Origin of the sequence: Streptomyces sp. NPDC050433 (assembly GCF_044458565.1) — a bacterium.
Classification (GTDB): domain Bacteria; phylum Actinomycetota; class Actinomycetes; order Streptomycetales; family Streptomycetaceae; genus Streptomyces.
This window is the reverse complement of sequence record NZ_JBITIB010000007.1, coordinates 142,890-156,834: the sequence shown is the minus strand read 5'-3', so window position 1 is coordinate 156,834 and position 13,945 is coordinate 142,890. Positions and strand designations below refer to the sequence as shown.

Sequence of the window (13,945 nt, the reverse complement as noted above, 5' to 3'; positions counted from 1 at the left end):
ATGGCAGCTGCAACCCCGACCGAGAAGACCGCCCGTACCCCGCTGATGGCGGGCAACTGGAAGATGAACCTCAACCACCTTGAGGCCATCGCGCACGTCCAGAAGCTCGCCTTCGCCCTGACCGAGAAGGACCACGACGCGGTCGAGACGGCCGTCCTGGTGCCGTTCACCGATCTGCGATCCGTGCAGACACTGGTCGACGGCGACAAGCTGAAGATCAAGTACGGCGCCCAGGACATCTCCTCGCACGACTCCGGCGCGTACACCGGCGAGGTCTCCGGACCGATGCTGGCGAAGCTGAAGTGCACGTACGTGGCCGTCGGTCACAGTGAGCGACGTCAGTACCACGCCGAGACCGACGAGCTGTGCAACGCGAAGGTGCGGACCGCGTACAAGCACGGACTGACCCCGATCCTGTGCGTCGGTGAGGGCCTGGACGTCCGCAGGGCCGGCGAGCAGGTCCCGTACACGCTCGCGCAGCTCGACGGCGGCCTCAAGGACATCCCGGCCGACCAGGCCGAGTCCGTCGTGATCGCGTACGAGCCGGTGTGGGCCATCGGCACCGGCGAGGTCGCCACCCCCGAGGACGCGCAGGAGGTGTGCGGAGCGATCCGCGGCCGTCTCGCGGAGCTGTACTCGCAGGAGCTGGCGGACCAGGTCCGCATTCAGTACGGCGGCTCGGTGAAGTCCGGGAATGTCGCCGCGATCATGGCGCAGCCGGACGTGGACGGCGCCCTTGTCGGCGGCGCGGCGCTGGACGCCGAGGAGTTCGTCAAGATCGTCAGGTTCCGCGACCAGTAAGTATGCGACGGCGCGGATCCGTCGTACCCTGACGGGGGCCGAGTCGGCATCTCACTTATGCCGCCGGCCCCCGTTGTCCGTCGCAGTCCTGTTCAATCCCGTTCAATCCCGAATCAAATCAATTCGAGAGAATTCCGGAAAGTAGGGTCCAGCCGTGATTATGGGGTTCTCGATCGCCCTGATCGTCTTCAGCCTGCTGCTGATGCTGCTGGTGCTGATGCACAAGGGGAAGGGCGGCGGCCTCTCCGACATGTTCGGTGGCGGCATGCAGTCGTCCGTCGGTGGTTCGTCGGTCGCCGAGCGTAACCTCGACCGCATCACCATCGTGGTCGGTATGGGATGGTTCGCCTGCATTGTCGTGCTTGGTCTGCTGATGAAGCTGGACAACTGACCAGTCGTACGGTACGTCGCCGGGGGCGCGGCCTATCATGAGGCCCTGCGTCCCGGCGGTGGGGGTGTAACTCCGCCCACTGGACGCGCGTTGGGCCATACGTAGACTGGGGCGCTCGAACAGCGGAGCTGCCTCTCGACGCTTGATGCTTGCGGCACCATTCACGCAGGGAGTTACGACCGTGGCAAGTGGCAACGCGATCCGGGGAAGCCGGGTCGGAGCGGGGCCGATGGGTGAGGCCGAGCGTGGCGAGTCCGCGCCACGCCTGCGCATCTCCTTCTGGTGCTCCAACGGGCACGAGACGCAGCCGAGCTTCGCCAGTGACGCGCAGGTTCCGGATACGTGGGACTGCCCGCGCTGCGGATTCCCGGCCGGCCAGGACCAGGACAATCCGCCGGACCCACCGCGCACCGAGCCGTACAAGACACACCTCGCCTATGTGCGCGAGCGGCGCAGCGACGCGGACGGCGAGGCCATTCTCGCGGAAGCCCTCGCCAAACTGCGTGGCGAGATCTAGACATTGATCCGGCCGGACACCCAAAGGTGTCCGGCCGGAGCCGCTTTCACGGCCGGTCGATTGTCAGTGGCATCCCTTACGGTCCGAACAGGATGACCGAAAGGGAGAGTTGTGACGACGGACGAGGCGACGGCGAGCGGGCCGGCGGCAGCCGAGGAAGAGGCGGCCGAGGCGCCGGCGGCCCCGAAAGCGCCCGCCCCCGCGTGGCGCGGGGGATTCGGGCGGCTGTGGAGCGCGGCCGTCATCTCCCGGTTCGGGGACTCGCTGCGTACGGCCGCACTGCCGCTGCTCGCCGCCTCGTTGACCGACGACCCGCTGCTCATCGCCTCCGTCACCGCCTGCGGCTATCTGCCCTGGCTGCTGTTCGGACTGCTGGGCGGCGCCGTCGCCGACCGGGTCGACCAGCGCCGGGCGATGTGGGCCGTCGACCTGGTGCGCGGCGTACTGATGGCGGGCTTCGCCCTGGCGGTCGCCCTCGACCACGGCACGATCGCGCTGCTGCTCGCCCTCGCCTTTCTGCTGACCACCCTCCAGACGCTCTTCGACAACGCCGCGACGGCCCTGCTGCCCGCCGTCGTCCCCCGTGACACGCTGGCCGGCGCCAACGCCCGCCTCATGACCGGCCAGCACGTCGCCAGCGGCTTCCTGGCGGCGCCGCTGGTGCCCGCGCTGCTGATCCTCGGCGCCTCCGCGCCGTTCGCGGTCAACGCGGCCACCTATGTCGTCGGCGCGCTGCTCATCGCCTCCCTGCGGACCGACGCCCCGGCCAAGGCCCCGAAGGCGGCAGGCGGCACCCTGCGCGCGGAGATGGCGGACGGGATGCGCGCGCTGTGGCGGGACAGCGCGCTGCGCGGCCTCTCCGTCGCGACCGCCCTGTGCAACATCGGAATGGGCGCCCTCATCGCCACCCTCGTCCTGCACATCACCGGCTGGCTGGACGCGGGCAACAGCGGTTACGCGGCGGTCATCACGGCCTTCGGCGTCGCGAGCGTCGCCGGCGGACTGGTGGCACCGAGGCTCGCGGTCCGGATCGGGCGGATACGCAGCATCCTCGTCGCCGGGATCGTCCAGACCTGCGCACTGGTCGTGCTCGGAACAGTCCGTGAACTGTGGGCGGCCATCGCCGCCATGGCGGTGTTCGCGGTCATGGGCATGGTGTGGAACGTCAACCAGGCGACGCTGGTCCAGGAGCGGAGCCCCGCCGAGATGCTGGGCCGCATCAGCTCCGCCTTCCGTACGCTCGCCATCGGCGGGGCACCGCTCGGGGCGCTGCTCGGCGGTCTGGTCGCCGGCGCCTGGGGGCTCAACACCCCGGCGCTGCTGGCGGCCGGTGCGTTCACGCTCGCTGTCGCGTCGCTCGGCGCTCTGATCAATTAGGTTGGGTGGGCAGCTGGGCACCGCACTCACGCAGGCACTCACGTACGAGAAGAAGTGGGCTGAAGCAAGATGTCCGACAAAAAGGCAGAAGGCCGCGCCAGGCTCAACCGGATGCCCCAGTGGAGCGCGCTGGGCAAACATCGTGAGCAGCTGGGGGAGACGAGTCTGCGGGAGCTGTTCGCCGAGGACCCGGCGCGCGGCACCGGCTACACCCTCCAGGTCGGTGACCTCTACCTGGACTACTCGAAGCAGCTGGTGACGGACGAGACGCTCACACTGCTGCGTGAACTGGCTGTGGCCACCGGCGTCGCGGAGCTGCGCGACGCGATGTTCCGCGGCGAGAAGATCAACACCACCGAGGACCGGGCGGTGCTGCACACCGCGCTGCGCGCCCCGCGCGACGCGGTGATCGAGGTCGACGGCGAGAACGTCGTGCCGGGCGTGCACGCCGTCCTCGACAAGATGGCCGCCTTCTCCGAGAAAGTCAGGGCCGGCGAATGGCTCGGCCACACGGGCCGGCCCATCCGCAACATCGTCAACATCGGCATCGGCGGTTCCGACCTCGGTCCCGCGATGGCCTACGAGGTGCTGAAGTCCTTCACCCACCGCGACCTGACGGTCCGTTTCGTGTCGAACGTCGACGGCGCGGACCTGCACGAGGCCGTACGCGATCTGGACCCCGCCGAGACGCTGTTCGTCATCGCGTCGAAGACGTTCACCACCATCGAGACCATCACCAACGCCACCTCGGCCCGCAACTGGCTCCTGACCGAGCTTCAGGCCGGTCAGGAGGCCGTGGCCAAGCACTTCGTGGCGCTGTCCACGAACGGTGAGAAGGTCGCCGAATTCGGCATCGACACCACCAACATGTTCGAGTTCTGGGACTGGGTCGGCGGCCGTTACTCGTACGACTCCGCCATCGGCCTCTCCCTGATGATCGCCATCGGCCCCGAGCGCTTCCGCGAGATGCTCGACGGCTTCCACCTCGTCGACGAGCACTTCCGCACCGCGCCCGCCGAGTCCAACGCACCGCTGCTGCTCGGCCTGTTGGGGGTCTGGTACGGGGCGTTCTTCGACGCCCAGTCACATGCCGTCCTGCCGTACAGCCACTACCTGTCCCGGTTCACCGCGTATCTCCAGCAGCTCGACATGGAGTCCAACGGCAAGTCCGTGGACCGTGACGGCGAGCCGGTGGAGTGGCAGACCGGACCGGTCGTCTGGGGCACCCCCGGCACCAACGGACAGCACGCCTACTACCAGTTGATCCACCAGGGTACGAAGACCATCCCCGCCGACTTCATCGGCTTCGCCCAGCCGGTCGACGACCTGCCGCACCGGCTGGTCGCCCAGCACGACCTGCTGATGGCCAACTTCTTCGCGCAGGCCCAGGCGCTGGCGTTCGGCAAGACACCCGACGAGGTCCGGGCCGAGGGCGTCCCCGCCGAACTGGTGCCGCACAAGACGTTCCGGGGCAACCACCCGACCACCACGATCCTCGCCGAGTCCCTGACTCCCTCCGTACTCGGCCAGCTGATCGCGCTGTACGAGCACAAGGTCTTCGTCCAGGGCGCGGTCTGGAACATCGACTCGTTCGACCAGTGGGGCGTCGAACTCGGCAAGGTCCTCGCCAAGGAGATCGAGCCGATCCTCACCCAGATCGACGGCGGCCGCGACAGCTCGGACGACAAGCCGCTGGACGCCTCCACGGCGGAGCTGGTCGCCAAGTACCGGGCGCTGCGGGGGCGTTGAGCCGATGACCGAGGGGGAGCGGCGGCTCAGGCCGCCCCGCAACACACTGAACGAGAGGGCGGTCACCTGGTGGCGCGCACAGTGGCTGCTGCTCACCCTGGCACCGGTGGCAGTCCTCGCGGTACTGGGCGCGCTCATAGCCCCGGCCCGTACCTGGCTGCTGGTCCCCGCCGCGGTCCTGGCGGTGCTCGGCCTGGCCTGCGCGGTGTTCATACCGAGCTGGTGGTTCCGGGTGCACCGCTGGGAGGTGACGGACGAGGCGGTCTACGTCCGTACCGGCTACTTCTGGCAGGAGTGGCGGATCGCGCCGATGTCCCGGATCCAGACCGTGGACACCGTACGGGGCCCGCTGGAGCAGCTGTTCAAGCTCTCCACCGTCATCGTCACCACCGCCTCCTCCAAAGGAGCGGTACGGATCGCGGGGCTCGACCATGAGCTGGCCGCCGAACTGGCAGAGCAGCTGACCCACATCACCCGGGCGACCCCCGGAGACGCGACGTGAGCACGGTCGCCGCGCTCCCGCCCGGAGAAGAGTGGCGCAAGCTCGACAAGCGCACCCTGCTGGTCACCGCCGCCGTCATGACCGGCGTCGCGACCGGCGCCGGAGTGCCCACCGCCATCGGCCTCTCCGGCGGCATGGGGATATGGCGGGCGCTCGCCTGGGTGCTGCCCGCGGCGCTGCTGCTGATCGCCTGCGGCACCGGCGGCGACTACATCCGCTGGCGCCGCACCCGCTACCGCATCGGCCCCGACCGGGCCGAACTCCACACGGGGCTGTTGTTGGTCAAACGGCGCTCACTGGGCCGCGAGCGGATCAGGAGCGTCGACCTGACTGCCAATCTCCTGCTGCGGATCCTCGGCCTGGTGAAGGTCCGGATCGGCACGGGGGAGCACACCGGCGGCGAATCCACCCTGGAACTCGACCCCGTCACCCGCGCGGAGGGCGAGCGTCTTCGCACGGAACTGCTGGACCGCGCACCGTCGGCTTCCGGAACCCATCCGGACGGCATGCTGGCCGTCCTCGACCCCCGCTGGATTCGCTACGCGCCCCTCTCCTTCGTGGCGCCCCTGCTGGGCGGAGCGGCGGCGGGAGGTGTGATGCAGGTCAGCGAGTGGTTCGGGGTCCAGCACGAGGTGATCGACTGGATCGGCGACCGGTTCCGGGACACCTCGATCGTGATGATGATCGTCGTGCTCGCCGCCGGGGCGCTCCTCGCGGGCATAGTCGGCTCACTCGGCCTCTGGGTCGAGATGTGGTGGAACTACCGGCTGGAGCGCGAGCCCGGCGGAACCCTGCGGGTGCGGCGCGGGCTGTTCACGTCGCGGTCCGTCTCCATCGAGGAGCGCAGGCTGCGGGGCGTGGAGTTGGTCGAGCCGCTGGGGGTACGGCTGGTCGGCGCCGCGCGGGTCGACGCCGTCGCCACGGGGCTCGCCCAGGACGACGACGACAAGCACACCGACCTCAAGACGCTGCTGCCGGCCGCGCCGAGGGCGGCGGCGGACGAGGTGGCCGCGCAGGTCCTGCGCGAGACGTCGTCCCCGACGGGCATGGCCGGACTCGTCCCGCACCCGCTCGCCGCGCGCGGCCGGCGGCTGCGCTGGGCGGTGGGCTCCGCGCTGGTGCCGGTGCTGGTGCTCGTCCTCCTCGGCCTGCTCGTGAGCGACGTGCTGCTCACCGTCGCGGCGGTCTGCGCGGGGGTGCTGCTGCCGGTGGCGGTGCTGCTGGCGCTCGACGCGTACCGGAGTCTCGGCCATGGCCTCGGGGGCGGGTATCTGGTGGCGCGCTCGGGGACGGTGCGGCGGTCGACCGTCGCGCTGCAGCGGAGTGGGGTGATCGGGTGGACCGTCAAGCAGTCGTACTTTCAGCGTAGGGCGGGGTTGTTGACGGTGACGGCGACGACGGCGGCGGGGGAAGGGGCGTATCACGTCTACGACGTGGGGGCCGGGGAGGGTGTGGCGTTCGCGGTGGAGGCCGTGCCGGGGTTGCTGGAGCCGTTCCTGGAGGAGTAGAGGGCCGGGGCGGGCGGGTGTGGGGCCGCTCGCGGGGCTGTTCCCCTACCCGCCCCTTCCCGGCAGCATCGATATGCGGCTCCGCCGCGTGAGGGGCTCTGCCCCGGACCCCGTACGGCCTTCGGCCGTGCCCTCAAACGCCGGGCGGGCTGGGTTTCGGGGCTCTGCCCCGGACCCCGCGCCTCAAACGCCGACGGGGCTGAAATGGCCCGTCGGGCTCAGGGGGTCTGCCAGCTGGCGCGGACCAACTCCCTTTCCGTGGACGCCAGATGGAACGCCGTCGCCAGCCATGCCGACGCGTAGCTGGTTGGGTCGTCGTCGCCGGTGCGGCCGAAGTTGTCGCGGGTGCGGCGGTCGGCCTCGAAGGTGAGGGTGGCCGTCAGGTCGGCGGCCGTGTGGAAGCCGGTCGCCCGGAGCGCCGCGCCGTCGGCCCGTGAGCCGCCGCCGCGGGCGGATTCGGCGACCGATCGGCGTCCGCCCGCGACGGCCAGTTCGGTGAGGCGTCGTACGCGCCAGACGGGGGAGTCGGCCAGCACATCCGGACCGGTGCGCTCGGGACCCGTTGGAGGACAGACGCCGGGGGACGGGAGATGTGAGCCCTGGAGGCGGTCGTATCCGAGGTCGGCGCGGTTCAGCCACTGCGCCGGGAGACGCAGCGTCGCCTCCGTGCCCGGCACCGGGCCCACCGCCAGGGGACGCAGGGTGGCAGCGCGCTCGGGGTCGATCCGGCCCAGTACGCGGACACGCATGCCGGGACGGGAGGCGAGCCGGCGCAGATTCGCCGTGTGCGCGAGATCCGGATGGGGGTGGGCGGCCATCAGACGGATCACCGGGCCGGTCGGCTCGACGGCGTCGGGGTGCGGCAGCTCGCGGGCCAGCAACTGATCGCCCACGGCGCCGGTGATCACCAGGTCGCAGCCGAAGGGTTCGCCGATCCGGGCAGTCAGTTCCTCGTCGGGGCCGGTGCCATGGGCGGCGAGCCGTTCGGAGACTGTCTCGGCCGGCCGGTGGGCGAACAGGGCGGCGGTCGGTCCCGACGACCAGGGCAGGCCGGCGATCGGAGTGGAGCGGACACCCTTGCCGGAACCGAGACGGTGGTCCGGAGAGATGGTCGCGCCGGTGATCAACAGGCCGCTACGGGAGAGCTGGGCGTGGTCGAGAGCTGTCGCGCCGACGGTGACGGGGGCTGTCGCCGCGCCACGCGCGCGGGCCGATCCGCCCGGTTTGACGTCAGCCACGGAGTACCAGTTCTGGTCGTCGTCGACGAGATGGGTGACCACACCCCCGTACCCGGTGGCGCTGATGACGGGCTCCCGGCAGACGCCGTACACGCGCAACGTGCCGCCTGGCCGGTAACCGCGCCGGGCGGTGCCGATCAGTACGGGGTCGCTGTTGCCCGCGGCCAACAGGCCGGTGATGAGGAGGAGTTCACGCAGGGCCGAGACCAGGTCGGCCAGCCGGTGGCCGGCGTGGCCCGCGCGGGCGTGTCGCAGGCCGCGTGCCACGCGGAGGGCGGCAGCCTCGGCCCGATGCAGTCCGGCCAGCCGGGCCGTGTGGGCGGCCCGCAGGAGTTCCGCCTGGGGAATCGCGCCGGCTGCGGGTACTCCGGCCGTCAGGACGGCGGTGGCGGCGGACCACAGCCCGGCCGCCGCGGCGATCTGGACGGGGGTGAGCGGGGTGGTGACGGCGGGTTCGGGGGCGGGAGCCTCGGGGGGCGCTTCCGCCGCGGTTTCCGCCGGGGCATCCGTGTCCGCCACCGGGCATGCCCCGAGGACGGCCGTCCGGTGCAGACAGCGCGGTGCGAGCAGGCACGTACAGCGCGCCTGGTCCGGGTCCGTGACGGCCCCGGACGGGCCGGGCAGCAGCGTGACCACCGCGTCCTCGCCGCACTTCACACCGATACCGGCATCGTCGCCTTCACCACCGGGCGGGGCGGTCGCCGGTACGGCGCCGTACTGCTCGATGGCCGCGTCGAGCTTCTTGCGCAGCCGGGACGTCAGGCTCTCCACCGCACCGGCGAACACCTCGGGGGCGACGGGCGGCAGTGGGACGGTCGAGTGGGACGGCGTCATCGGTTCTCCCCGCGGAGACGGTCGCCCACCCAGCGGGCGAGGGCGAGAGGGCTGAGGGCGGCGACCGGCATCCCGGCGGCCACCAACTGCTGTGCGACAGGTACCGAGTAGCGCGGGGCGCCGGTGTCGTCCAGGGCCGCGCAGCCCATGAGATGGACACCGGACGAGGCGAGAGCGCGCACCTCGCCGAGCAGGCCCCCGAGTGAGTAGCCCTCCTCGAAGTCGCTGACGACCACGACGAGCGTGCGGCTCGGCACGGTCACCAGGGAGCGGGCGTGGGCGAGTCCCGCCGCGATGTGCGTACCGCCGCCTACGCGTACCTCAAGCAGCAGCGACAGCGGATCGGTGACCCGGTCCGTCAGGTCGATCACCTGGGTGGAGAAGGTGAGGAAGTGCGTGGACAGGGTGGGCACACCGCCCAGGACGGCGGCGGTCAGCGCGGACCAGATGACCGAAGCCTCCATCGATCCGGACACGTCGACCACGAGGATCAGCCGCCAGTCCGCCTCCCGGCTCACGCGGGTGCTGAACACCGGATGCTCGGGGACGACGACGGTCCGCCCGTCGTCGAGGCGGCGGGTGTGAGCCAGGTTGGCGCGCAGGGTGCGGGGAAGGTCGAGCTTGCCGCCGGCGCGGCGGGTCGGGCGCGGGTTGGTCAGCCCCGTGAGAGTGGGGCGCAGCCGGGTGGCGAGCTCCCGCGCCAACTCGTCGACCAAGCGGCGTACGAGTGGCCGCAGATGGGCGAGTTGCCGCTCGGGCATACCGCCGGCCAGCGAGAGGACGGACGTCAGCAGTTCGACGGACGGTCTGACCGATGCCGGGTCCAGCTCGGCGAGTACGTCCATACGGCCGCCGTCCGCCGCCCTGGCGAGCACTTCCTCGCGGACGTCGGCGGCGAACAGGGCGTCGAGTTCCTTCGCCCATTCGCGGGCGCTGGGGAAGGACCTGCCCTGGCCGCCCCCGTCGCCCGATGCGCCGGGCGGCCCGTCCGCGATGGCGGCGCCGCCTTCGCCACGGCCGGTTCCGTACAGCTCGTCCAGCGCGTGCGCGTAGCGGCGGGCGCCGTCGGAGAGTTGATCGCTCTCGCGGCCGAGCAGCAGCCGCCAGCGGTCGGCGGGGGCGAGGCGTCGGGAGCCGTCCGCGGGGCCCGTGCGGGGACGCGCGCTCCGGGACTCGTTCGGTACGTCCTTCGGTGCGCCCTTCGGTACGTCCTTGAGTTCGGGCCCTTGCGAGGACACTCGGTCGGGCAGGCCCAGGGCCGTCAGTGCGGCGAGTCCGGCGGCGTCGGCCGCCGTCCACAGCGCGATGAGTTCCGGTGGCGCGCCCAGGGTCAGGTCTGGGCGGTCGCCGAGGCGATCGGCGACCGTACGGAGCAGCCGGCCCCGGTCCGCGGGGGTGAGCACGTCGAACCCACCGCGCAGCGCCGGAAGCCGGTCGAGAAAGCCCTGGTCGGGAAGGGTGTCGACGCGATCCAGCAGCGGGGTGAGAGCGGCCTCGGCGGACTGGAGGAGTGGTCCGGCCGCGCTCAGCAGACCGGTGAGCAGTCCGGAGAGGCGGTGCCGCCCGTCCGGAGCGACGGCTCGGTCGACCCAGCTCGCGACCCGGTCGCCCAGGGCCTCCGGTGCGTCCAGATCGAGCAGGACGCGCGTCGCCGTCGCCGCTCCCCGGATGACCGGTGAACCGGTCGTCGCGAGCGTGTTCAGCGCGTTGTCCATCCGCAGACCGAGGCGGTGTTCGCCGGCTCGGGTGGCGAGCGCGACCAGGGCGACGGCGTCCTTCGGGTCGTCACTGCCCGCGAGACCGGGGAGGCCCCGTACGGCGGCCTCCAGCAGAACCACGGCGAGTTCGGACGCGGCACGTAGGGCGGGGGCGGTGGTGCCCGGCAGATGTCCCTGGCGAAGGGCGTGCAACAGGTCCAGGGCGTCGAGGAGTTCGGGCAGAGTCGCCGACGACGGAAGGACGTCGGCGGCCTCGGCGAGACGTTCGGTGACCAGCTCCGGCAGATCGCAGCGGGCCGCGTCGTGCAGCCCGGTGAGGATCCGCGCGGCGGTGGGTCCGCCGTCCGCGTCCTGCGCGTGCGCCGTCTCGCGCAGCTTCCCGGCCGCGGCGACGGCCGCCGTGACACCGCGGACGCCCACCAGGTCGAGCCGGGCGGGGACGGCCGGTGTCCACGACGCCTGCCACCGGGTACTGAGAACGGCGGAGTCGCCCGTACGGGCGACATCGCCGGAGGTGCAGTAGCCGACGTCGCACACCTCAAGACGGTTCAGCAGGACCTCGCGGCGCCCGTCCAGCTCCGACCGGAGCGGGTCGAGACGTACCTCGCGGGGCTCGGGGCTCTCCGGGCACGGCAGCCGCAGCGCGGCGAGTTCGGCCTCGACGGCGGGGCCGAGCCCGGAACGAGGCGTGCCAGGTGCGATCCTGCCCCGGTCGGTCCCCACCAGGACGGTTTCGAGAGCCCGCGCCAGGGCCCGGCCCCGGCCGAGGGGTTCGCCCTGGCCGAGAACGGCCGTGACCGCCTCAAGCAGCTCGCCGCGCCCCGGAGCCGGCAGCGACCTCAGCCGCGCCAGGTCGTCGGCGAGCCGCAGGGTCTCGACGGCCTCGCCGGTCCCCGCTGTGTGCCCGGCGGCCCGCATCGCCCGACACAGCCCGGTGATCGCACCGGCGGCCGCGTCACGCACCAGCTCGGGCACACCACCGGCCGTGAACACGGCCTGCTGCCAACGCGGATCCCGGATCCCGGCGGGGTACCCGGAACGGGAGTCGAGCAGGGCGAAGGTGTACGGCACGAGAGACGTCACGGCGGCTGGCCCGTCTCCGCCGGGCACGCGGGACCCGCCTGGATTGTGCGTGTCGCCGGTCTCGGTGTTGCTGTCGGCGAGGGGTGTCCCGCCTGCCGCTGCCGACCGGTCGGTCCCGCCGGTTACGCCCCCCGTCGTCGTCCCGGTGGCAACCTCCCCATCACCGGAGCCGGAGGCCGGTTCATCCCGTAGTGGCGTCAGCGCCGGGGCGTGGAAAGCGCCGATGATCGCCGCCACGCGGCCGGTGGCCGTCGCTTCGGTGATCACCTCGCGCATGTGGGCCTCGCGGGCCAGGTCCGTGGGTGACACGCCCGCGCCCGTCGACGCGTCGCGGCGCATCGCCCAGCCGACGCCGAGTGCCGCGCGGCGGACAGCCTCCGGGGGGCAGCCCGGTGCGCGGACCTCGACCGCTCGGTCCCACAGGTCGTCGCCCTCGCGGCCGGTGCCGGACACGTCGAGCGCGGCGGCGAAGGCCGTTCCGGGGCGGTCCGGCTCCGAGCCGGACTCCGAGTCCGTCTCCCAGTCGGTCTCCGGCCCCGTCGCGGTCCAGCCGCGGTCGGACAACGGCAGGTCGCAGCAGCGCACTTCGACGCCGTTGTCCCTGGCCCAGCGGACCGCCGCGAGTTCCGGGGAGAAGTCCGCGAACGGATAGAAGCCGACCCGCCCGTCCTCGTGGGCGCCGGCGAGCGCCACCGGTGCCACGGTGCCCGGGGCGGCGAGATGGGGCAGCCACGACTGGAAGTCGGCCGGCAGCTCGACGCAGACCACGTCCGCGCCCGAGGCGTCCAGCAGGGCCGGGATCGCGGCTGCCAGCGCGGGGCTGTGGTGCCGTACGCCGATCAGATACGGCTCCACGCTCTCCGCGAGGGCGCTCACCGCGCTCCGGGGATCCGCGCCCACGTGAGGGTCGTATGCGGTGGTGTCCACCGCCGGGGCGGCGCTCAACGCAGGTTCTCCCGGAGGTCCCAGAGGCGGCGCCACATCTCCGCGCCGTCCTCGGCGCGACGGCGTACCGGGCCGTCCCAGTAGCCCAACAGCCGCCCGTGGTCGGCCTGGTCGTCCTTGAGGACGACTCCGAGCAGATGTCCGGGCACGAGGTCGAGCAGATCCCCGCCGGGCAGATACGCCGCCGCCACCCCGAGCGACGCGGCGACCTGCACCGCCTCGGCGGTGGACATCACGGTGCCCGGCCGCTCCACGTCCCAGCCCTCGGCCGAGCGGCCACTGCGCAGATCGCGGAAGACGGTGACCAGTACGTCCAGTACGGCGTCGTCCACCCCGTACGCCGTACCGGCCCGCTCCACGGCGGCCGTCGCCTGCCCGCGTACGAGCGCCGTCTCCGCGTCCGCGTCGGCGATGGGATGGATGGTCTCGAAGTTGAAGCGCCGCTTGAGCGCGGCGGACATCTCCGAGACGCCCCGGTCCCGGAGGTTCGCCGTCGCGATCACGCTGAAGCCGGGGACGGCCGCCGCCTGCGCGTCGTCGGTGCCCGCGAGTTCGGGCACGCTCAGCCGCCGGTCGGACAGGATCGACACGAGCGCGTCCTGCACCTCCGGCAGACAGCGGGTGATCTCCTCGATCCGGGCGACCCGGCCGGTGCGCATGGCCGTGAGCACCGGGGAGGCGACCAGGGCCTGTGGCGTAGGGCCCTGGGCGAGCAGCAGGGCATAGTTCCAGCCGTAGCGGAAGGCGTCCTCGGTGGTGCCCGCGGTGCCCTGCACGGTGAGGGCGCTGGTGCCGCTGACGGCCGCGGACAGCAGCTCGGAGAGCATCGACTTCGCGGTGCCCGGTTCGCCGACGAGCAGCAGGCCGCGCTCACCGACGAGGGTGACCACGCACCGCTCCACCAGGGCGCGTTCGCCGATGAACTTGGCGGGGACGGTCAGCCGCGCGGGCAACCCGTCGCTGCTTTTCGGCAGCCGCAGGGCCTCGCCGCCGCTGCCGCAGATGAAGGTGACCACCGCGCGCGGGGTCAGCGCCCAGCCGGGTGGGCGAGGGCCGTCGTCGTAGGCGGCGAGAAAGGCGAGTTCGGTGGCGTACCGCTCCTCGGCCGGCAGTGACTGCCGGGTCGCGGGCGCCGTCGTCCCGGTGTCGTTCTGGGTGTCTGTCCGGGTGTCTGTTCGGGTCGTCATGCTCTGTCCTTCAGATGGTGGAGTGGGAGAGGCGCGTGGCGCGGCAGGGCGCCATGTCCCGCCGGTGGTGGGTCGGTTCGGCCGGGGCGGGGTGG

10 protein-coding genes are annotated in these 13,945 nt (G+C 72.1%); 7 read left to right on the top strand and 3 right to left on the bottom strand.

Annotated elements, in window-relative coordinates; genetic code table 11:
- The 7 genes from tpiA to ACIBLA_RS11150 all read left to right on the top strand — a co-directional run bounded on the left by tpiA (position 1) and on the right by ACIBLA_RS11150 (position 6,845).
- Positions 1 to 801, top strand: a complete 801-nt coding sequence (gene tpiA, locus ACIBLA_RS11180) for a triose-phosphate isomerase (RefSeq protein WP_363241569.1) — start codon at positions 1 to 3, stop codon at positions 799 to 801.
- A gap of 154 nt (positions 802 to 955) precedes the next feature.
- A complete protein-coding gene (gene secG, locus ACIBLA_RS11175) occupies positions 956 to 1,192 on the top strand; it encodes a preprotein translocase subunit SecG (RefSeq protein WP_063889525.1) in 237 nt (78 codons plus the stop codon).
- Positions 1,193 to 1,373: 181 nt separating this feature from the next.
- Positions 1,374 to 1,709 carry an RNA polymerase-binding protein RbpA gene (locus ACIBLA_RS11170; protein ID WP_006349936.1) on the top strand — a complete coding sequence of 112 codons (336 nt, stop codon included), beginning with the start codon at positions 1,374 to 1,376 and terminating at the stop codon, positions 1,707 to 1,709.
- 225 nt (positions 1,710 to 1,934) lie between these two features.
- On the top strand, positions 1,935 to 3,086 hold the full coding sequence (locus ACIBLA_RS11165) for an MFS transporter (RefSeq protein ID WP_363241619.1): 1,152 nt from the start codon (positions 1,935 to 1,937) through the stop codon (positions 3,084 to 3,086).
- A 69-nt stretch (positions 3,087 to 3,155) separates the two neighbouring features.
- The gene (gene pgi / locus ACIBLA_RS11160) at positions 3,156 to 4,835 is read left to right on the top strand and encodes a glucose-6-phosphate isomerase (RefSeq protein WP_363241568.1); all 1,680 of its coding nucleotides are present in this window, start codon (positions 3,156 to 3,158) and stop codon (positions 4,833 to 4,835) included.
- Positions 4,836 to 4,839: 4 nt separating this feature from the next.
- A complete protein-coding gene (locus tag ACIBLA_RS11155; protein WP_363241567.1) occupies positions 4,840 to 5,337 on the top strand; it encodes a PH domain-containing protein in 498 nt (165 codons plus the stop codon).
- Positions 5,334 to 6,845, top strand: coding sequence for a PH domain-containing protein (locus tag ACIBLA_RS11150; protein ID WP_363241566.1), 1,512 nt, complete (start codon positions 5,334 to 5,336; stop codon positions 6,843 to 6,845). The genes ACIBLA_RS11155 and ACIBLA_RS11150 overlap by 4 nt, the downstream gene beginning before the upstream one ends.
- 218 nt (positions 6,846 to 7,063) lie before the next feature.
- Here the strand turns inward: ACIBLA_RS11150 and ACIBLA_RS11145 are convergent, their stop codons facing one another.
- Genes ACIBLA_RS11145 through ACIBLA_RS11135 form a run of 3 tightly spaced genes read right to left on the bottom strand, consistent with a single transcriptional unit; the run spans position 7,064 to position 13,850 of the window.
- Positions 7,064 to 8,917, bottom strand: a complete 1,854-nt coding sequence (locus ACIBLA_RS11145) for a hypothetical protein (protein WP_363241565.1) — start codon at positions 8,915 to 8,917, stop codon at positions 7,064 to 7,066.
- A complete protein-coding gene (locus ACIBLA_RS11140; protein ID WP_399198422.1) occupies positions 8,914 to 12,663 on the bottom strand; it encodes a DUF5682 family protein in 3,750 nt (1,249 codons plus the stop codon). The genes ACIBLA_RS11145 and ACIBLA_RS11140 overlap by 4 nt, the downstream gene beginning before the upstream one ends.
- A complete protein-coding gene (locus ACIBLA_RS11135) occupies positions 12,660 to 13,850 on the bottom strand; it encodes an AAA family ATPase (protein ID WP_363241564.1) in 1,191 nt (396 codons plus the stop codon). Before ACIBLA_RS11135 ends, ACIBLA_RS11140 begins: the two co-directional genes overlap by 4 nt.
- Between the last annotated feature and the right edge of the window lie 95 nt (positions 13,851 to 13,945).